Genomic DNA, 20,004 nt, shown 5'->3' with positions numbered 1-20,004 from the left:
GGGAACGCGGATCAGGGCTGCGCATGCGAACTCCGTTGTCGGCTGCGAGGTGACGGCCGGGTGAGTGACAGCGTGACGGGCAGGCCCCTCGCCCCGAACAGCCTTCCCGGAAAATGGAAGACTTTCGCTGGCAGTTCGGGGTTCCCAGATCAGATCGGTGTGTCGAGTGCCCGTGAGATCGCCCGCGCGCTGGTGCGCACCAGCTGCGCCAAGGCGAGCGGCTTGCTACTTCCGTGGTGGACAACCAGGGAGACCGCGGCGATGACCTGGCCGTGGGCGTCCTGTACGGGCGCTGCCACCGAGAAGGTGTCCATGGAGATCTGCCGGTCGCTGGTGGCGAAGCCTTGAGCGCGCACGTCAGCGAGCATGCGGCGGAGCTGGCCGGGATCAGTGACCGTCTTGCTCGTGTACCGCTCAATGGGCTTGCCGAGGACGTCCTCCTGAACCTGGGCCGGGGCGTGGGCGAGCAGCACCAGGCCGACACCGGTAGTGGTGAGTGCGAAACGCCCACCGACCCGGGTCAGGACGGGAACCGCGCCGGTGCCGCCGATCCGCTCGAGGAACACCACCTCGCCGCCCTCCCGGACGGCCAGTTGCACGTTTTCCCTGGTGATTTGTGAAAGATCTTCAAGAAAAGGGAGGGCGTGTTCCCGTACTCCTTGGCCCCGCGGCGCGAGCGAGCCCAGCTCCCACAAGCGCAGCCCGATCCGGAACAGGCCGTCCTCACCTCGTTCGACGGCTCCCCACGCGCACAGCTCGTGCATCAACCGGTGCACCGTGGACAGGGGCATGTCCGTCCGGCGAGCGATCTCACTGAGGCTCAGCGCCCGGCGCTGGGCGCTGAACGCGTCCAGCATCTGCAACGTCCGGCCGACGACGGAGCCGGTGGGGCCGGCGGGGCGACCTCTGCGCATCATTGCTCACTAGTCCTTGATCGCTCACCGGCTTGACCGGTCACGTCGGACACCCCTGGTGCCCGGTCAGGCCTGGAACGCCGGAGTGATGGGTCAGCGAAGTCCACCACATCCCGGCCGGGAATCTGCCCAGCTCGTGCACGGGGTTCGTCGGCAGACGCCGCGAGCTGGTGGAGGTCCGGCGATGGCTCGAACAGTCACGTCCGGTCAGCCTGACCGGAGCGGGCGGCCTGGACAGGACCTGGCTGACGATCGAAGTCACCTCCACAGCCCGACGCGCTTCGAGGCCCTGAGTCAGTACGACACGATCACCCTGCTGCAGGACCGGGCTTCAGCCAGCGCCCCCGGATTCGCCGTCACCGCGGACAACCTCGAAGCGGTCTAAGTTTCGGCTCGGCTCGATCGTCGGTGCGAGCCCCGAATCCGGGGCGACGGCATGAACTGCGCGCAGCCACGGTGCGTGATCGTCGGCGGCGGGCCGGGCAGCATGGTGCTGGCCTGCCTGCTCGGGCGGGCCGGAGTAGCGGTGACGCTGCCGGAGGCGCACCGCGATTTCGACCGCGACTTCCGAGACGACGACCGGCGACGAGCTGTCCGGCTACGCCTCGCCGGTTTCGGCCCACGCATCGAGGATCGCGCTCATCGCCTGTCCCGCCGCGGGGAAGCCGACGTAGGGCACCGAATGCAGCGCCAGTTCGGCCAGCTCCTCGCGCGTGAGGCCGTTGCCGCGGGCGCCCCGCACGTGGTTGGCCAGTTCGTCGGGGTGCCCGGCGGCGATGAGGATGCCCAGCGTGATCAGGCTGCGCTCGCGCGGGCTCAGCCCCGGTCGGGTCCAGATGTCGCCGTAACATTGTTCGAGCGCGAAACCGACCATCGCGGCGAGCGCGTCGTCGCCCTGCGAGATTCCGCCCATGGTGCGGTCCAGGAAATCCTGGCCGAACATGCGGCGGACGACCTCCTCGCCGTCCGCTCGCCGCGCCGCGTCCGTGCGGCTGGGATCATTGTCCGTCATCGTGGTCCTTTCGTCGTGCTCCCGTCGAGGAGACGGTCGATGAGGTAGTCGGTGAACTCGGCCGGGTCGGCGGTGTCGTGGCGGCCGAAGGTCGTCGACCACAGCGCGAACCGGCCCAGCAGCCCTGACCAGAGGTGCAGGGCGATCTGTTCGGTATCCGCCGGCCGGATGTGTCCTTCGGCCCCGCATGCGCGCACCGCGTCGATCCACTGGCGCCAGAGCCGGCCGCCTGGGTGCTGTTGCGCCTCGTCGGGGTCGAGGCGGGTCACGTCGTGCCCGAACATCAGCCGGAACACGCCTCGGTTGTCTTCGGCGAATCGCCAGAACACGTGCGCCTGGGCGCGGAGCCGGTCGGCTGCGCTCCCAGGCGTGGTCCGCTCGGCCTCGCGCATCGCTTCGACGAGCCGGCCGTACCCGTCGGCCGCGGTCGCCCAGGCTAGGGATTCCTTGCTCGCGAAATGGAGGTAGACGCTCTGGGTGGCGATTCCGGTTTCCCTCGCTACCTCCCGCAGCGACAGGTTGAGGTCGGGACGGCGAACCTGTTCGTCGAGCAGGTGCGCCACCGCGGCCAGGATTTCCGCGCGCAACCGCTCGCCCTGACCCCGGGGACTTCGCGGTCTGCGCGGCTCGGGCGAGGAGTTTTTGTCACCGGTCCGGCTTGTTTCCATGGGCATCATGATCGGTCACCGGGATCGTGTGTACGGGCCGCAGCGTGGGTTCGCGTGTCGCGCGCGGGGAGCATGACGTCCGCCGGCCCAGCATGGCGAGTCCGGTGGCCATGGTCGTGCCGGCGTCGACGGGCAGCGTCACGCCGGTGATGAACCGGGATTCCGGGCCGGCGAGGAACAGCGCGGCCCAGGCGAGGTCCCAGGCGTCTCCTTCTGTGCCGAGCAAGTTGGCCTTGCGGCGGGCCTCTCTCGCCCCGGCGCCGCCCTGGTTCCCGATGGGTGTGTTCAGGTGGCCGGGCACCAGGCAGTTGACCCGGATTCCATCCGGTCCCCATCGGTAGGCGTAATCGGTGGTCATCGAGAGGACCGCGCCCTTGCTGGCCGCGTAGGCGCCGCCGCCGAAGCCTCGCAGCGCCGCGACGGTGGACACGTTGATCACCGAGGCGGCGGGGCTGCGGACGAGGTGCGGGTGTGCGGCCTCGCTGACGAGCATGGTGCCCTTCGCGTCGACGGCGAACACCTGGTCCCATTCGCCGGCGCTGATCCCGGTGTTGTTCACGACCACGTCGAGTCGGCCCGCTGCCGCGGTGAACGCCTCCACCGCGGCCCGTACCGCGTCGGCGTCGGTGATGTCCGCGGTCAGCGCGATCGCGGTGCCACCGTGGCGCTTGATCAGCTCGCAGGTGGCCGCCGCACGCTCGGGCGACACGTCCAGCACTCCGGTGAGGGCCCCCTGCACCGCGAACAGCGCTGCCGTGGCGGCGCGGGTGCCGAGGAAGTCACCGGAGCTTCCGGCGCCGGAGACGAGCGCGCCGAGCCCGGCGAGCCGGTTTCCGCGACCGTCCAGGTAGCCGCCCGGTTCCGTCGAGGTCACTGCTCCGGTCCCCACGTGACCGGCAACTCCTTGACGCCGTAGACGATCGAGTTCAGCTTGAACGGAACCTCGTCCTCGCCGGTCGCGAGCCGCAGGTCCGGGATCCGCTCGAACAACCGCGGCCACGCCACCTGCATCTCCACGCGAGCGAGGTTCTGGCCGAGGCACTGGTGGGTGCCGAACCCGAAGGCGACGTGCTGCCGCGCGTTGCGGCCGATGTCGACCTGGTCCGCGGTGTCGCCGAAACGGCGTTGGTCACGGTTGCCCGCGACCAGGGAGACGATCACCCCTTCGCCGCGGCGGACGAGCTGTCCACCGATCTCGACGTCCTCCAGCGCGACTCGGCGCGGGTCGGTCGACACGATGCTCCAGTACCGCAGCATCTCCTCCGCCGTGCTCGGGGCCAGCTCCGGGTGCGCCCGCAGCCGCTCGCGCTCGGCGTCGTTGACCAGCAACGCCAGCGTGCCGAGCCCCAGCATGTTGGCGGTGGTCTCGTGGCCGGCACCCACCAGGATCCCCACGAGCCGGGGCAGGTCCTCGGGGGTGAATCCGTCTTCGGCAAGCAGCCTGCTGATCATGTCGTCGCCGGGTTCGCGGCGCTTGCGCTCGATCAGCTCGCCGTAGTACGCGCCGGTTTCCCGGTGTGCGGTGATCCGGTCTTCGTGCGAGATCGACAGGTCCGTACCGACGTCGGCGTGGCGTTGGAAGATCTCCCGGTCCTCGTAGGGGACGCCGAGGATGAGGCAGATCGCCCGCGAGGGCAGCGGGAGGGCGAACTGCTTGATGAACTCGACGGGGCCGCCGTCGGCCAGCATCGCGTCGATCAGCTCGTCGGTGATGGCCAGCAGCTCGTCGCGCAGGGCCTGGGTGGCTTTCACGCTGAACTCTCGGGTGAGCAGGCGCCGCATCCGGGCGTGCTCGGGATCGTCGAGCCGGAGGAACAGCCCGCCCTGTTGTTCGTCCTGGCCGGCGTGCACCAGCGGGAAGCCCTCTGAGCGCACGTCCGCGCTGAAGGCCGGGTTGCCCAGCACCGCGCGGATGTCCTCGTGCCGGGTGGCGAGCCAGTGCTGTGAGCCGTCCCAGATCTTGACCTTGTGCAGGCCTCCGGCCTCACGGAACTCCGTGTACGCCGGGGGCGCGCTGATGGGACAGCTCCGCGCGGCGGGGAAGAACAGCGGGTCACCGGGCTTGTCGGCAAGGGTTTCGGTCATGGAAGTCTCCTACAGTTCGGGAAAGTGCTGTCTAGAGGTCACGCGGTACGGGGTGGCCGGCCCGGGCTCGCCACGCTCGCAACTGGCGTGGCATGCCGACGCCCAATGCCGCGGTCACCACTCCGGCCCGCAGGTACGCGCCGACGAAACGGCGCTCCGCCGGCGAGCCTTCGACGACGACGAACTCGTCGTCCGGGCCGGGCAGCCCGAAAGACTGGATCTTGAGGCCGTACTGATCGGACCAGAAGTAGGGAACGACAGGAGCGTGCCGGAAAGCGGGATCCACAATGGACTTCGCTACCGCGCGGCCCTGTTCTGTCGCGTTGAGACGGTGCTCCACTCTCAGATAGCCGTCACCGTCCGGCGTGCGCCACGCTGCGACGTCGCCGGCCGCGTAAACGCCATCGATCGCCCTGCCGCCGGCCGCGCACAGGACACCGCCCGCGCCCTCGGCGGCCTTGGCGCCGCCCAGCGGCACCGCGGAATCGCGCAGCCAGTCCACCGCCGGAACAGCACCGATCGCGACCAGGACGACATCGGCCCGAACCTGCGTGCCGTCCTCGAGCTCGACCGTGCTCACCTGCCCGCCGGCCTCGCGCAACCGGCGCACGCCCACGCCGCAGCGCACGTCGACCCCGTGCTCACGGTGCAGACCGGCGATGAACTCGCCGACGTCGTCGCCCACGACCCGCGTCATCGGCAAGGGCACGGGATCCACCAAGGTGACCGTGGCCCGCCGCGTGGTGGCGACGGCGGCGACCTCGGCACCGAGGACTCCCGCGCCGATCACCACCAGACGGGCGCCGGGTGTCAGCTGCTGCCGCAGGGCGAGCGCGTCACCGAGGTCACGCAGCACGTGGACGTTCCGCGCTTCGGGGGCGCCGGGCAGCTTCCGCGCCCGCACCCCGGTCGCGACGACCAGCGCATCGAAGGCGATCCGGGCGCCGTCGGCGAGCACCAGCTCGCGGGCGTCGGCGTCCAGACCCGAGGCGGGAATGCCCAGCCGCAGGTCGAGACCCAGCTTGCCGAGATCCGCGTCACTGCGGAGCGCGATCCGCTCCGCAGACCACTCCCCGAGGAGAACCTGCTTTGACAGCGGCGGCCGGTCGTAAGGCGCGTGCGCCTCGTCGCCCACCATGACCAGCTGCCCACCGTATCCGGCCGATCGAGTACCTTCGGCGACCGCCAGCCCGGCGGCCGCGGCTCCCACGATCACGATCCGCGTGGGCTTCATCGGGGTCAGTCCTCGTGAACGGCGATAGCGGCGGCAGGACAGATCTGCGCGGCTTCGCGCACACCCTCGTGCAGCTCAGTCACCGGGTTCGCGTTCAGCAGCACGACGACTCCGTCCTCGTCACGCTGGTCGAACACCTCCGGCGCGGCCAGCACACATTGACCTCCGGCACAGCACTTCTCCTCGTCGACAACGATCTTCATGGACTCGGCTCCCTCGATAAAAGTTTTACCAGACACTCGTAACCTTACGACTGTCTTCTTAGTCCTGCAAGCAGTCCGGCTCCAGGTGCGAGGTGGTTGCGGTCGTGCTTGAAACCGGCAAGCGCCGCGATATCCAGGGCACTCGAGGGCTGCTCGTCGAGGGCGACCCTGACGTGGTCGCCGACGGCTGGTGGCAGGACGCGCAGTTGTACTCGCGGGCCCACACGATCGCCGGGGGAGCGGACGAGGTCCTCCGGACTCAGATCGCCGAACGAGGTCCCGGGCTGCCCCGAGACACCGAACAGGTGAGCAAAACCCGTTCCTGACGGCAGCCGTTCCTCTGCGTTGCGAGTCACGATGACCGAGGAACCGGTAGTGGCCGAAGGCCTCGCCGGGACCTACTGCGCCGCGCGTGGTCGAGCCGAGGAGCGTGATGTCCCTTGTGGACGAGTTCCGGTGGCCGGCGTGCCCAGTAGGTCCAGGCGTCGCCGTCGTCGAAGACGATCACCACCCGCGAGGGTCGGAGTCCCCGGTAGAGAGCCATAGTGGTTCTCACAGCGTGACGAATCTACGCGGATTAGCAAGTGGGTACGCCCGGCGACAGCTTGCTGCAGGGCTCTCGGCACGGTGTGCGCAGTGGTCGAATCAGCCCGGCGGATTCACTTCGCGCTCAGGCGCTTGTTCTTTTAGGTGCCGTTATCTTCGCAATGAGCGAATTCGCCCGACGGGTGCGGTTCTGGTAGTCGCAGGTCCGCTGGTGGACCGGCTGGCGAAGTGTGCCGGGAGTGTCCACTGTGGAATCACTGGGACGTTTCTGGGTCGTTCGCCGATCGGGCTCATGGATCCGGATGCCCGGGCCAGGGCCCGCGGTGCCGAGTCGGTGGGCCCGTTTCGCTGTGTCAGCGCCAACGCCATGACAGTGTCACGGTCGTGGTTGCGTCTGCATCTACGCTGGTCAAGGCGTTTTCGTGCTCCTGTCGAGCAGGTAACGGGGGAGGAACCTTTGGTCGGTTGGTACGACTCAGAGGTTCCTCCCCGGCTACGGACAAGCAGTGGGGATCATGTGGCTACGTGGTCAAGAGCGGGGTTGGGTGTTCCACCAGGTTTGGCCGGCTTCGGGCAGGGTCTGGATCGGGTCGTAGTACGGGTAGCGCCGCTGCAAGGCTTCGGGGTCGGAGTGCTCGATCCCGGTGCGGTAGTTCTTGGTCCAGTAGGAAATCCCCAGCTCACGGTCATATTCGGCCAGCTGGTGCACCCAGCGCTTCCCGACGTAGGGCACGTCGCACACGATCCGCGGCGTCGCGTAGCCCGGCAGGTAGCCCATGATCGAATGCTGGAGTTCTTGGGCTTCCCAGACGGCGACGCGCCAGTGTTCTGCGTTGGGGATCATGTCGCACATGTAGAAGTAGTACGGCAGGATGTTCGCCTCGCCCTGGAGGGCGAAGCAGAGGTCCAGCAGCGCGGCGGAGGTGGCGTTCACCCCGCGCATCAGGACGCCCTGGTTGCGCACGTCGCGGACGCCGACCTCCAGCGCGGTCCGCGCGGCCTCCGCGACCAGCGGGGTCACCGACTGGGCGTGGTTGACGTGCGTGTGGATGGCCAGGTTCACCCCGCGGCGCTGCGCGGTGACGGCGACGCGCTCGAGGCCCTCGACGACCTTCGGCTGGAGCCAGTGCTGCGGCAGCGCGGCGAGTGCCTTGGTGGCCAGCCGGACGTCGCGCACGGTCTCGATGTCCATCAGCCGCATCAGGAACGACTCCAGCTGCGGCCACGGCACGTTGGCCACGTCGCCGCCGGAGACCACGACGTCGCGGACGCCCGGGGTGCGCTTGAGGTAGTCGATCATCGCGTCCTGGCGGTCGACCGGCTTGAGGCTGAGCTTGTGCTTCTCCACCTGCTCGGTCGAGTTCCCGACCAGGTCCATCCGGGTGCAGTGCCCGCAGTACTGGGGGCAGGTCGAGATCATCTCGGCCAGCACCTTCGTCGGGTACCGGTGGGTGAGGCCCTCGACGACCCACATCTCGGCCTCGTGCAGCGAGTCGCGCTCGGAGTGCGGGTGATTCGGCCAGACCGGGTCGCGGTCGCTGCGCACCGGCATCATGTAACGCCGGATCGGGTCGGCGTAAAACGCCTCGGTGACCTTCGCCGGGTCGGTGCCGGCCGTCGGCGCCATGGTGTTGAGCATCTGCGGGGGCAGCAGCATCGACATCGTGGCCATCTCGCGCTGGTCGGCGAGCAGGTCTTCGTAGAAGCGATCTTCCAGCAGGTCGCCCATCAGGGCGCGCAGCTGCTTGACGTTGCGGATGCAGTGCACCCGCTGCCACTGCGCGTCACGCCATTCGGCATCGGTGACGGCCTGCCAGCCGGGGAACCTGCGCCAGTCGGGTTCGACCAGCTCGGCGCGGGCGTACTCATAGGGCTGGTCCTGGGCGGCGGCAGGCGTCACAGGTTCCTGGATCGCAGTCACTTGTACTCCTAGTCGTCGGTATCGCGTTAAAATATCCTGTCATAACATTCTCACGGCGTAAATCTTCCTGCACAGTGACAGGGGGAGTCGGCTGGTCGCACCCCGGCAAAGCGGACCCTCGAGGCCGGGGGAGACTCGTACACCGTGACGAACGACAGCACCACGCTCCTGCTCGGCGGCCGGATCTACACCCCCTCCTCGCCGGACGCGACCGCGATGGCGGTGTCCGGCGGCACGGTCGTCTGGGTCGGCCAGGACGCCCCCGCCCGCGCGCTGCACCCCGGCGCCCGGAAGGTCGACCTCGCCGGCGCGTTCGTCGCCCCCGCCTTCGTCGACGCGCACGTCCACGCGACCGCGACGGGCCTGCACCTGACCGGGCTCGACCTCGCCGGCGTCCGCAGCGCCGCCGCCCTGCTCGCCGCGGTGCACGAAGCCGCCGTCCCCGGCCGTGTGCTGCTCGCGCACGGGTGGGACGAGTCGGGCTGGGCCGAGCCCCGCCTGCCCAGCCGCGTGGAACTCGACGAGGCCGCCGGTGCGACGCCGGTGTACTTGAGCCGGGTCGACGTCCACTCCGCGCTCGTGTCGAGCGCGCTGGTCGAGCTGGCGCCCGCAGCGCGCGAAGCCGCCGGCTGGTCCGCCGACGGCCCGCTCACGCGCGACGCCCACCACGCGGTCCGCGCCGCTGCCCGCGCGGCGATCACGCCGGAGCAGCGAACGGCCGCGCAACGCGCCTTCCTCAGCACGGCGGCCGCCCGCGGGATCGTCTCCGTGCACGAGTGCGGCGGCCCGGACATCGCCGGCCGCGACGACTTCGCCGGCCTCCTCGCACTCGCCGCCGAGCCCGGGTCCCCGGAGGTCGTCGGCTACTGGGGCGAACCCGGCCAGGCCGGCCTCGAAACCGCCCGCGCACTCGGCGCGCACGGCATGGGCGGCGACCTGTTCGTCGACGGCGCCCTCGGCTCCCGCACCGCCGCGCTCACCACGCCGTACGCGGACGAGCCCGGCACGTCCGGCTCGCTCTACCTCGACGCCGCCGCCATCGCCGACCACCTCGCCGCCTGCACCGAAGCCGGGCTGCAGGCCGGTTTCCACGTGATCGGCGACGCGGCGACGGCCGAGGTCGTGGAGGGCTTCCGGCTGGCCGAGAAGGAGGTCGGGCAGCGCGCGCTCGCCGCGCGCCACCACCGGCTCGAGCACCTGGAGATGGTCACCGCCGACCAGGCCCGTGCGCTGGCCGGCTGGGGTGTCGTCGCGTCCGCGCAGCCGTTGTTCGACGCGGCCTGGGGCGGGGACGCCGGGATGTACGCCGACCGCCTCGGTGCGGCCCGCGCCGCGGGCCTCAACCCGTTCGCCACCCTCGCCGCGGAAGGGGTGGTGCTCGCGTTCGGCTCCGACTCACCGGTGACCGCGCTTGACCCCTGGGCCGCCGTGCGCGCCGCGGTGCACCACCACACCCAGGGCGCCCGGCTGTCCGCGCGGGCGGCGTTCACCGCGCACACCCGCGCCGGGCACCGCGCCGCCGGGGTGAACGACGGCGTCACCGGCAGCCTCGTCCCCGGCGCCCCCGCGCACTACGCGATCTGGGACGCGACCGAGCTGGTCGTCGCCACCGCCGACGCCCGCGTGCAGCGCTGGTCCACCGACCCGCGCTCCGGCGTGCCGCCGCTGCCGCGCCTGGACGGGGAAACGCCGCTGCCGCGCTGCCTGCGCACGGTCCGCGACGGGGCGGTCATCCACGAGGGCTTCACCTCCGCCGCCTAGAGTTCCCGGTGTGCCAGTGAAAGTCGCGGATCCCGGACCGGGCGTCCCGCACGAAGCGAACTCCGGGCAGAACACTCCGAAACCGGCCGGAAAACGGCGATTCACGCGGGCCTGGCTGCTGCGGCTCGTCGTCGCGGCGGTGGCCGGCGGCGTCTACGAGCTGAGTTTCGCGCCGCGCCCGCTGTGGTGGCTGGCGCCGATCGCGTTCGCCGTCTTCGCTCTGGTCCTGCGTGGACGGACGTTCCGCGGCGGATTCGGCTACGGGTTCGTGTTCGGGGTCGTTTTCTTCCTGACCCAGCTGCTGTGGCTGCAGGACTTCCTCGGCCGCGACTTCGGGCCGTGGCCGTGGCTGGGCCTGTCGGTCGTGCTGGCGCTCTACTTCGGACTCGCGGGCTGGTTGATCACGGTCGTCTCCCGGCTGCCGCTGGCGCCGCTCTGGGGCGCGCTGGTGTTCGTCGGGCTGGAGACGCCGCGGGCGTGGTTCCCGCTCGGCGGCTTCCCGTGGGGCCGGGTGGCGTTCAGCCAGCCCGAGGGCGCGTTCCTGCCGCTCGCCTCGGTCGGCGGCGCGCCGCTGGTCGGGCTGGCCGTGGTGCTGACCGGCTTCGGGCTCGCTGCGCTCGTCGCCCGGCTGTGGACCGAGCGGAAGGCGCGGGACCGCCGGCTCGTCTGGCCCGCCGTGTTCACCGTGCTGCCCGTCGTCGCCGGCCTGGCGCTGTGGCCGACGATCGGCACCGCCGCGCAGGACGGCTCCCTGACCGTCGCGGCCGTGCAGGGCAACGCCCCCGACATCGGCATCGAGCTCGAGGGCCAGCGGAACGTGCTGCGCGACAGCCACCTCGCCGAGAGCGCCAAACTGCTCGGGCAGATCCAGTCCGGCCAGGTCCCCAAGCCGGACCTGCTGCTGTGGCCCGAGACCGCGACCTCCTACGACGGCGACGACCCCGGCATCGACCAGATGGTGTCCGCGTACGGCATCCCCGCGATCATCGGCGCGCTGGTGCGCCTGCCCGACGGCAGCGCGCAGAACTCCGCGGTCGTCTGGGACCCGCGCACCGGCCCCGGCCAGCGTTACGCCAAGCAGCAGCTCGTCCCGTTCGGGGAGTACGTGCCGGCCCGCGCCATCGCCCGGCTGGTCACCCCGTTCGTCGACGACACCCGCGACATGACCACCGGCGACGGCAGCAACGCAGCGCTGTCGGTCGCGGGCACCAAGGTCGGCGTCTTCATCTGTTACGAGACGGCGTTCGACTACCCGGCCCGCGAGGCCACCGCCGCTGGCGGCGAGCTGCTCGTGGTGCCGACCAACAACGCGTGGTACGGGCGCAGTGAGATGAGCTACCAGCAGCTGGCGATGTCGCGGCTGCGGGCGGTGGAGCACGGCCGCGCCGTGGTGGTCACCGCCACCTCCGGGGTGAGCGCGATTGTCGCGCCGGACGGGACGATCACCAGCTCAACCGGCCTTTTCACGGCAGATGCCCTGGTCGGCCGCGTGCCGCTGCGGACGCAGACTACGCTGTCGGATCGACTCGGTGCGTGGACGGAGTACGGACTGCTGGCACTGGCGATCGCCGGTGTCGCCGGCGGGTTCGTACTCCGTTTTCGCACCCGCCGCGCGAGCTAGCGCCGGCACGACAGCAGGGGAAGCGGCGGGTGCGATCCCGCGGGATTCGGAGGAGAACGGATGGCGCAGGCGCCGCGGGGGGCCGAAGGAATCGAGCCGGTGCTGGTGGTGATCCCGACGTACAACGAGCGGGAGAACCTCGGCCCGGTTCTGGACCGCCTGCACAAGGTACTCCCGGACGTCCACGTGCTGGTCGTCGACGACGGCAGCCCGGACGGCACCGGTGAGCTGGCCGACGAGCGCGCGGACGGCGACGACCGCGTCCACGTGCTGCACCGCACCGAGAAGGCCGGCCTGGGCAAGGCGTACATCGCCGGGTTCCGCTGGGGCCTGGCCAAGGGCTACGCGACGTTCGTGGAGATGGACGCGGACGGCTCGCACGCCCCGGAGGACCTGCCGCGCCTGCTGGACGCCGTCGGCGACGCCGACCTGTCCATCGGCTCGCGGTACGTGCCCGGCGGCAGCACGGTGAACTGGCCGATGAGCCGCAAGGTGCTCTCCCGCGGCGCGAACGTGTACTCGCGGATCGCGATGGGCCTGAAGGTGTCGGACATGACGGCGGGATTCCGCGCGTACCGGCGCCCGGTGCTGGAGAAGCTGGAGCTGGACGAGATCGCCTCGCACGGCTACTGCTTCCAGATCGACCTGACCCGCCGGACCGCTGACGCGGGCTTCGAGATCGTCGAGGTCCCGATCACCTTCACCGACCGCGAGATCGGCGTGTCGAAGATGAGCGGCGACATCATGCGCGAGGCGTTCTTCCGGGTGGCGGCCTGGGGTGTGCAGCGCCGGGTCACCCAGGTGAAGCGGCTGTTCGGGCGCGGCTGAGCGGGCTCGCCCGGCAAAACGGACAGGGAACCAGAAGCGGAACTTCTCCGTCCCAAAGCGGCATGAGTGTTACATTCCTGGTGAGGAGTGTCACTCGGGACTGCTGGGGGAGGAAGTTCTGTGGGCTTCGAGGTCAATGTCGCGAACATCGGGAAGGCGGCGGCCAAGCTGGCCGCAGGCAAGCCGCCGGTGCTGTCCGCGGGCGGGGCGCCGAACGTCGGGAGCACCGGCCGGGCCGACGGTTACGCCGGTGACTACGACGTCTGGCTCCTGACCCGGCAGGAGGACCTGCAGGCCGCGCAGGAGCAGGTCGAGAGCTTGGTGGAGGGCATCCGGAACGCCGCCAAGAGCTACGACCGCTCCGATGCCAACGCGCGCGATGTCTTCCTGAAGGCGCTGGACGGCGACTTCGAGGGGATCGACCGATGAGCGCGGTGTTCGACAAGATCCACCAGCTCGCCGACCAGGTCCAGAAGGGCAGCCCGGCCGACCTGGACGATCGGGCGCGGACCTGCCGGGCCGCCAAGGAAGCGGTCAACGACGCCAAGTCCTTGGTGGAGAGCGTCCGGACCGAGCTGGCCGAGGGCTGGCACGGTGGGGCCGGCGAGGCGGCGCTGTCCTCGCTGGACGACTTCAAGAAGAACCGCGACGCGCAGGCCGAGGACCTGGAGGACTCGGCCCGGTCGTTCGAGGTGGTCCGCGACGCGCTGGCGAAGGCCCAGCAGGAGGCCGGCAGCAAGCGCGCGGACGCTCAGGCGTTGCAGGACAAGCTCGACGGCATGTGGAAGGACCATGCGCACGGCAAGGGCAACATCGTGCTCGCCTGGGCGAAGGACAAGATCGCCAAGGCCGAGGCGCTGGCCCTGCTGGCCGATCTGGAGCTGGTGGTCAAGACCTACGACGCGGTGCTGCTCGCCGAGGGCTTGAAGATCCGCAACAAACCGGGCCAGGTGTGGGAGCTGGCGGGCTCGGAAAAGCGCAATATCGCCGAGATCGGCGCGCTCATCCTCCGTGAGATCCCCGGTATCGCCGCGCTGGTCGCGAAAAACCCCAAGCTCCGGCTCGCCCTGGTCACGGGCGACTGGGACAAGATCATGCAGGACCCCGAGGTCGCGCAGAAGATCTACGACTATTTCGGCTTCAAATACGTCAAGGACGGCGATTTCTACACCACCGGCGAGCATTCCGTACAGCGTTACCTGGGCTGGCACGACATCTACGACAAGCTGGAGAAGGTCATCGGCGCGGACCTGCACCGCACCAGCGACAACGGCGACAACATGGAGTTCACCGACCCGAAAACCGGGAAGAAGTACCGGCTGGAACTGTGGAAGGGCAGTTACGGATTCGGCGGCGCGTTCGGCGGCGAAGTCGGTTTCTACACCAGCGACGCCAAGAACAATTCCGGGTACTTCAACGCGGCCCAGGGCGACGACCAGATCAAGGTGACCCAGCAGATCTACGACAAGAAAAGCGGCAAGGTCTACTTCACCAACGACGGCCAGGGCGCCGACGGCACCGACAAGCGGCACTTCTGGAACCTCGGGATCCGCACCGAGCCCGGAGTGCATCCCGCGGACCTGGGCCAGCGCGCGACGATCGAGGTGCGGGACTCGGAGATGCGTGACCGGATGTACGACGAGATGACCCGTTACGCCACCGCGCACCCCGAGGCGAACCTCAAGGTGACGAAGGGCTCCGACCACCCGCCCACGCTCAGCTACGACTGGCAGGAGTGACGCGCTCCCCGGTCACCGCGCGGAGAGCGACTTGAGTTCCCAGGGCCCGTCGTCTGTTTCGTCCGGGCGGGCCTCGGCTTCGTCGTCGAGCCCGGCGAACACCGCGGCCACGTCGACCAGCCCGGCCACCTCATCGGCGAGGTGCTGACCGTGCTCGCCCTCGATTTCCTCGAGCCCCTCGCGCAACGCGGCGATCGCGGCGCTCCTGGCCTTGGCCTTCAGCAGGCGGGCCAGCTCCTCCGGAGTCTTGTCGGAGGTCCCGGCGGCGCCACGTCTGGGCTCAGTCATGGCCACACAATATGCGGATTCGCCGCGAAGCGGTCGATATCGCCGAAACCTCCGTGGTGGTCAGCACCCGGCGAGCCTCCCGGGCGCCGGTTCCCGCCTATCCTGGCTCGCCCAGATGACGCTGCAAAAACCCGGCCTGACGCTGCAGCACGCCCACGGTGAACGGCGACCCCATCACCTGATGCCCGGCACCCGGCAGGAGCAGCACCTCGTGCGGCCGTCCGGCGGCCAGGAGCGCGGCGGACAGGCGGACCGTGTTCGCCGGGTGGACGTTGTCGTCCGCGAGGCCGTGGATCAGGAGCAACGGCCGGGTCAGCGACGGTGCGGCGCGCACCAGCGACAGCGCTTCGTACCGCGAGGGGAAGTCGGCGGGGTGGCCGAGGAAGCGTTCGCGCCAATGGGCGTTGTACAGCAGCTGATCGGTGACGCCCGCGCCGGCGACGGCGGCGTGGAAGACGTCCGGCCGGCGCAGGACGGCGAACGTCGCGAGGCAACCGCCGAAGGACCAGCCGCGGATGCCGACGCGGGCCAGGTCGAGGTCGGGAAACCGGCGCGCGGCCTCGTGCAGTGCGGTGACCTGGTCGTCCAGAACCGGGCTGAGCAGGTCGCCGTACGACTCGCGTTCCCAGGCCGGGCCGCGGCCCGGGGTGCCGGCGCCGTCGGCGGCCAGGACGGCGAAACCCTGCTCCGCGAACCACTGCGCGGTCAGCATCCGCCAGTCCAGCCCGGCCGTGACCTGCTGGCGCGCCGCGCCGCCGTACGGGTCGAGCAGCACGGGCAGACGGTCGCCCGGCCGGTGCCACGACGGCAGGTACAGCGCCGCCCGCAGCTCTCGCGGCCCGAGGACCAGCCGCGTCGCGTCGACATCCAGCACCGGCCGCGCCACCAGCGACGTGACCGGCACCGTCGGCTGCCCCTCGCGCACGACCGTCACCCGGCCGCCGGGGGAGTCCGGGCCGAGGGCGACCTGGACCAACGTGCCGCCGCGCCGTACACCGGAGTGGACGCCTGGCACGGCGCTCAGTTGTCGGAGACCGTCCGCCCGCCAGCGCCAGAGGTGCGTTTCGGTGGGTTCTTCGGACGCGGTGAACAGCACGTCGTCACCATCGACGTCCAGCACGGCCCGAAGCTGGAGGCCCGGCGGAGTGACGGCCGCACCGTCCACCGTGAGCCGCCGCGTCTCGGGCTCGTCGACGTGCGCCACGACGGCACCGGCGTCCGTCCGCGCGGGCAGGCCGGGTACGACCTGCACCCACGCCGCGTCCCGTTGCTCGTGCAGGACGGTTGTCGCTCCGCTGACGGGGTCGATGCCGAGGAACCGGACGGTCTGCTGATCGCGTGACTGCACCAGAGCGGTCGGCCCGAGAGCAGTCCAGGAGGCATCGACCAGGTACTCGAACGCATCCCGGTCCCACTTCACCTCCGTGCGCTCGCCGTCCAGCCCCGTGATCCACAACGCGACGTCGGCGTTCGCCTGGCCAACCGCGGCGTAGCGGTACGCCCGCGCGGGGCGGTCCGGCCGAGCCGGGTCGGTGGTGTGCCAAAGCGCCACCGCGGCGGAGTCCACGCGGGCGACCAGCAGCCGCGACCCGTCCGGCGACCACCAATGGCCGTCGTCGGTGTGCTCGCCGACGCCGTACGAAACACCGGGGGAGTCAGGCACCAGGAGCGCCCGGTCGCCGGTCCCGTCGGCCTCGGCCACTCGCAAGGCTCCGTCACGGACGTAAGCGATGCGCATTCCACTCGGGTCCGGCCGGGGATCGCTGACCGGGCCTTCGACCGGCAGCCGCCCCGGGGAACCACCGCCGACGTCCACCGTCCACAAGCCCCCGCCGTGGACGAACGCCGCCAGCGCGCCGCCCGTCTCGTAGGCACCGATTGTGTCCCCGGACAGCCGCGCGGGATCCGCCAGCAGCCGCTCGGTCCCCGAGAGGTCCAGCGCCCACAGGCAGTCCACCGGGTCCTCGCCGCCCCGGCTCCGCAGGAACAGCACCACCCCGCCCTGAGTCAGACGGAACCGATCCGGCGCGCCCAGAGTGAATCGCCGCGTACGGGCCAGCTGTTCGGGCAGGGAGATCATCACCCCAGTTTTCCACCCCGGAGACCGGCCCAGGACAGCGAAAAGCCCCCGTGGGGGGAGGTCACGGGGGCTTTCCTGTGGTGGGAGCCAGCTACTGGCCGAGACTCACGCGGACCGGCTGGTCCGACGTCCCTTGAGCTCGGCGAGACGTTCGTTCAACAGATCCTCGAGCTCGGGAATGGAGCGGCGCTCCAGCAGCATGTCCCAGTGGGTCCTGGGGGGCTTGGTCTTCTTCTGCTCGGGCTGCCCGCCATCGACGATCTCGGACTCGCTGCCGTGCAGCCTGCACTCCCACACCGTCGGGATCTCGGCGTCGTCGGAGAACGGCACCTCGAACTCGTGGTTCTTGGGGCAGGCGTAGCGCACGGTGCGACGCGGGGCGAGATCGTGGTTGCGGTCGGTCTCGTAGCTGACCGCTCCCAGCCGGCTTCCACGGAGAACACGGTCGGCCATGATGGAGTCCTTTCAGTCAGCTCCGGGTGGAGCCAGGGTGGTGCTCACCCTATGCAACGATCGCGGCGTCCGAGGGATTCCCGGGACATCATGTCGTTGCTCACGATGAGCTGTGTCACCCCTCGGCGTCAGCTTCCACTACTAGGAGACGTTTCGCGCTCTGGCATGACGCGGTCACCGCCTTCTTAGTGCGGATATCCCCCAGTTGGGCTACTGACCCTGTGTTCATGACAACCGTAACTGACCGTGGTGCTCGGTCGCGGGACCCAGGTCGCCCGAACGGAAGTGTCGGCGGCACAGTACCTGATAACGGACCGTAGCCATTTCGGCATCAGATCGTGCCGAAGCTGAAGTTTCAACTATGACCTGCTCCGTGTCAGCTACTACAACAGTGTCACCCTCGCGAAGTATTTTGTCATCCCTGACCCGCGCGTTGAACCGGCCCGGCAGCCCGCACCAGCACAGCACCTCCACCTGGACGGGCTGCAGGTCATCGGCCACTTCGAACAGCCGCGCGGCCCCCGGGAACAGCCGGCTCCGGAAGTCCGTCGCGATGCCGAAGCAGTACACGTCGACGGCCGCCTCGTCGGCCAGCTCCGCCAGCTGGTCCACCTGCGCGGGGGAGAGGAACTGCGCCTCGTCCACGATGATGTAGTCCACGTGCTGCCCCCGCGCCCACTGCGCGCGCACCAGCTCCCGCACGTCGGTGCCCGTGCCGACCTCAGTCGCCCGCCGTGTGATCCCGATCCGGCTGGTGATCTGCGGCTCGCCGGAGCGGTCGTGGCGCACCAGCACCAGCCCGCGACGGCCCTGCCGCGCGTGGTTGTGGTCGATCTGCAGCGCGAGCGTCGACTTCCCGCAGTCCATCGGGCCGTAACAGAACTTCAGCCGCCCGCCGGGGACCGCGCTGAGCCGCGCGCCCGCCGGGGGAACCGGGGACAGGGCGTCGGTGGGGTCTTCCGCGGGCGGCGGAGCATCGAGCCCGCTGTCGTTGAGCGCAGTCACGACGTTCGACCCTATCGGGGCTCACAGCACCTCCGGCGGACGGTTCCCCGCGGCCACGATCGCGCGCCGCACCGGCACCAGCGCCACGAACACCAGCCCGAGCACGAAGAACACCACCAGCGCCACGATCGCCAGCCGGAACGACCCCGTCGCCTGGCCCACGCCCGCGAACACCAGCGGGCCCAGCCACGACGTGCCCTTCTCGCCCACGACGTACAGCGAGTAGTACTGCGCGTCCTTCCCGGCCGGGATCATCTGGCTGAACAGCGACCGCGACAACGCGTTCGTCCCGCCCAGCACCAGCCCGATCCCCACCGCCAGCGCGTAGAACTGCAACGACTTGCCGGGCTGCACGAAATACGCGCACCCCAGCACCACGACCCACAGCACCAGGCTGCCCAGGATCGTCCGCTTCGCGCCGAGCCGCCGCGCCACCAGCCCGTGCAGCGCCCCGCCCGCGTACGCGACGAACTGGATCACCAGCACCGTCACGATCAGCACCTCGTCGGAGAACCGCAGCTCGTCCTTCCCGTACTGCGCCGACACGCTGACCACCGTGTTGATCCCGTCCGCGAACAGCAGGTAACTGCCCAGGAACGCCAGCGTCAGCGGGAACTGCCGGGCCTCGCGCAGCGTCTGGCGCAGCTCCCGGAACCCCGCCCGCAGCACCGACACCCCGCACTCGACGGCCGCCGGCACGTGGACGCGGGGGAGCGCGCGCAACGTCGGCACCGTGAACACCGCCCACCACAGACCCGAGGTGAGGAAGCAGATCCGCACTGCCGTCTCCGTGCTGACCCCCAGCGAATCCCGGCTCAGGTAGAACGCCAGCTGCAACGCCAGTGCCACCCCGCCGCCCAGGTACCCGAACGCCCAGCCCTTGGCCGAAACGTCGTCCCGCTCGTCCGGCTCGGCGATGTCCACCAGGAACGAGTAGTAGACGACCAGCGAACCGCCGTAGCCGATGTTCGCCACGATGAACAGCGCCGCGCCCAGCTGCCAGTCCGAGCCGGCCATGAAGAACATCAGCGCCGACGCCACCGCGCCCAGCAGCGCGAACCCGCCCAGGATCCGCCGCTTGTTCCGGCTCCGGTCCGCCACCGCGCCCGCGATCGGCAGCACCAGCACCTGCACCACCGTCGCCGCCGAAAGCAGGTAGCCCCACGTCGAACCGGCCGGGAAATGAAGGCCGAACAACGAGACGTCGCAGTTCCGCAGCTTGTCGTCCGCGCCCGTGACGCCGACACAAGGCCTGTCCCCGTTAAGGGTGATGTTCTGTTTCGCGTCCGAGGCCGCGATCGTGCTCATGTAGAGCGCGCCGAACACCGTCGTGACCGACGAATAGAACGGGGAATTCGCCCAGTCGTAGAAGTACCAGCCCCACCGTTCCCGCTTCCTGTCACGGGTGTCGGCCAGCGTCATCGGGGCTCCTCGTCGGTCACGAACCTCCAGGTCAGGCGGCACACTACTGCGACGGCGACCGGGCACACCGCCGAATGAGCGAAACCGTGTCCGGTTCGTCGCCGAAGATCATCAAGAACTACTCCGAACGGCCGCCGTGAACACGATTCCCGCGTGTCGTTGACGGGGTTTTTCGATGGTTCATGTGAGACTGGTGTTCGTCGTGTGACTCTTGTGGACAGTGG

19 protein-coding genes are annotated in these 20,004 nt (G+C 70.0%); 6 read left to right on the top strand and 13 right to left on the bottom strand.

The window, feature by feature from the left end:
- Window positions 1–149 precede the first annotated feature (149 nt).
- The 7 genes from OG371_RS39830 to OG371_RS39795 form a co-directional block, all read right to left on the bottom strand.
- The gene (locus OG371_RS39830) at window positions 150–917 is read right to left on the bottom strand and encodes an IclR family transcriptional regulator (RefSeq protein WP_442876033.1); all 768 of its coding nucleotides are present in this window, start codon (window positions 915–917) and stop codon (window positions 150–152) included.
- Window positions 918–1,512: 595 nt separating this feature from the next.
- A complete protein-coding gene (locus tag OG371_RS39820) occupies window positions 1,513–1,926 on the bottom strand; it encodes a carboxymuconolactone decarboxylase family protein (protein WP_329061630.1) in 414 nt (137 codons plus the stop codon).
- The gene (locus OG371_RS39815; RefSeq protein ID WP_329061628.1) at window positions 1,923–2,513 is read right to left on the bottom strand and encodes a TetR/AcrR family transcriptional regulator; all 591 of its coding nucleotides are present in this window, start codon (window positions 2,511–2,513) and stop codon (window positions 1,923–1,925) included. Before OG371_RS39815 ends, OG371_RS39820 begins: the two co-directional genes overlap by 4 nt.
- Window positions 2,514–2,571: 58 nt before the next feature.
- Window positions 2,572–3,468: an SDR family NAD(P)-dependent oxidoreductase gene (locus OG371_RS39810; protein ID WP_329061626.1), complete on the bottom strand. Its 897-nt coding sequence runs from the start codon at window positions 3,466–3,468 to the stop codon at window positions 2,572–2,574.
- A complete protein-coding gene (locus tag OG371_RS39805) occupies window positions 3,465–4,679 on the bottom strand; it encodes a cytochrome P450 (protein WP_329061624.1) in 1,215 nt (404 codons plus the stop codon). The genes OG371_RS39810 and OG371_RS39805 overlap by 4 nt, the downstream gene beginning before the upstream one ends.
- Window positions 4,680–4,710: 31 nt before the next feature.
- Window positions 4,711–5,913, bottom strand: coding sequence for an NAD(P)/FAD-dependent oxidoreductase (locus OG371_RS39800; RefSeq protein WP_329061622.1), 1,203 nt, complete (start codon window positions 5,911–5,913; stop codon window positions 4,711–4,713).
- A 5-nt stretch (window positions 5,914–5,918) separates the two neighbouring features.
- The gene (locus OG371_RS39795; RefSeq protein ID WP_329061619.1) at window positions 5,919–6,116 is read right to left on the bottom strand and encodes a ferredoxin; all 198 of its coding nucleotides are present in this window, start codon (window positions 6,114–6,116) and stop codon (window positions 5,919–5,921) included.
- 104 nt (window positions 6,117–6,220) lie between these two features.
- Between OG371_RS39795 and OG371_RS39790 the strand changes: the two genes are divergently transcribed.
- Window positions 6,221–6,442: a hypothetical protein gene (locus OG371_RS39790; RefSeq protein WP_329061617.1), complete on the top strand. Its 222-nt coding sequence runs from the start codon at window positions 6,221–6,223 to the stop codon at window positions 6,440–6,442.
- A 749-nt stretch (window positions 6,443–7,191) separates the two neighbouring features.
- Here OG371_RS39790 and OG371_RS39785 read toward each other — a convergent pair.
- Window positions 7,192–8,583 carry a KamA family radical SAM protein gene (locus OG371_RS39785; protein WP_329061616.1) on the bottom strand — a complete coding sequence of 464 codons (1,392 nt, stop codon included), beginning with the start codon at window positions 8,581–8,583 and terminating at the stop codon, window positions 7,192–7,194.
- A gap of 144 nt (window positions 8,584–8,727) precedes the next feature.
- Between OG371_RS39785 and OG371_RS39780 the strand changes: the two genes are divergently transcribed.
- The 5 genes from OG371_RS39780 to OG371_RS39760 all read left to right on the top strand — a co-directional run bounded on the left by OG371_RS39780 (window position 8,728) and on the right by OG371_RS39760 (window position 14,532).
- Window positions 8,728–10,344: an amidohydrolase gene (locus OG371_RS39780; RefSeq protein WP_329061614.1), complete on the top strand. Its 1,617-nt coding sequence runs from the start codon at window positions 8,728–8,730 to the stop codon at window positions 10,342–10,344.
- Between the two features lie 10 nt (window positions 10,345–10,354).
- Window positions 10,355–11,965: an apolipoprotein N-acyltransferase gene (gene lnt / locus OG371_RS39775; protein WP_442876032.1), complete on the top strand. Its 1,611-nt coding sequence runs from the start codon at window positions 10,355–10,357 to the stop codon at window positions 11,963–11,965.
- A 60-nt stretch (window positions 11,966–12,025) separates the two neighbouring features.
- Complete coding sequence (locus OG371_RS39770; RefSeq protein WP_329061613.1) at window positions 12,026–12,793, top strand: polyprenol monophosphomannose synthase; 768 nt, start codon at window positions 12,026–12,028, stop codon at window positions 12,791–12,793.
- A 120-nt stretch (window positions 12,794–12,913) separates the two neighbouring features.
- A complete protein-coding gene (locus OG371_RS39765) occupies window positions 12,914–13,222 on the top strand; it encodes a hypothetical protein (protein WP_329061611.1) in 309 nt (102 codons plus the stop codon).
- Window positions 13,219–14,532, top strand: a complete 1,314-nt coding sequence (locus OG371_RS39760; protein WP_329061609.1) for a DUF4474 domain-containing protein — start codon at window positions 13,219–13,221, stop codon at window positions 14,530–14,532. The genes OG371_RS39765 and OG371_RS39760 overlap by 4 nt, the downstream gene beginning before the upstream one ends.
- Before the next feature lie 12 nt (window positions 14,533–14,544).
- On the opposite strand, the gene OG371_RS39755 is transcribed toward OG371_RS39760, so the two are convergent.
- The 5 genes from OG371_RS39755 to OG371_RS39735 form a co-directional block, all read right to left on the bottom strand.
- The gene (locus OG371_RS39755; protein WP_329061607.1) at window positions 14,545–14,820 is read right to left on the bottom strand and encodes a hypothetical protein; all 276 of its coding nucleotides are present in this window, start codon (window positions 14,818–14,820) and stop codon (window positions 14,545–14,547) included.
- Between the two features lie 97 nt (window positions 14,821–14,917).
- Window positions 14,918–16,900 carry a S9 family peptidase gene (locus OG371_RS39750; protein ID WP_329061605.1) on the bottom strand — a complete coding sequence of 661 codons (1,983 nt, stop codon included), beginning with the start codon at window positions 16,898–16,900 and terminating at the stop codon, window positions 14,918–14,920.
- A 105-nt stretch (window positions 16,901–17,005) separates the two neighbouring features.
- Window positions 17,006–17,353 (bottom strand): RNA polymerase-binding protein RbpA, encoded by a 348-nt coding sequence (locus OG371_RS39745; protein WP_091613651.1) that lies wholly within the window; start codon window positions 17,351–17,353, stop codon window positions 17,006–17,008.
- 225 nt (window positions 17,354–17,578) lie between these two features.
- The gene (locus OG371_RS39740) at window positions 17,579–18,358 is read right to left on the bottom strand and encodes a thymidine kinase (RefSeq protein WP_329061597.1); all 780 of its coding nucleotides are present in this window, start codon (window positions 18,356–18,358) and stop codon (window positions 17,579–17,581) included.
- Between the two features lie 21 nt (window positions 18,359–18,379).
- Window positions 18,380–19,780 carry an MFS transporter gene (locus OG371_RS39735; RefSeq protein WP_329061595.1) on the bottom strand — a complete coding sequence of 467 codons (1,401 nt, stop codon included), beginning with the start codon at window positions 19,778–19,780 and terminating at the stop codon, window positions 18,380–18,382.
- Window positions 19,781–20,004: the final 224 nt, after the last annotated feature.

This window comes from Amycolatopsis sp. NBC_01480, assembly GCF_036227205.1.
In the GTDB taxonomy this organism is placed as follows: domain Bacteria; phylum Actinomycetota; class Actinomycetes; order Mycobacteriales; family Pseudonocardiaceae; genus Amycolatopsis.
This window is presented reverse-complemented; position numbering and strand designations above follow the sequence as displayed.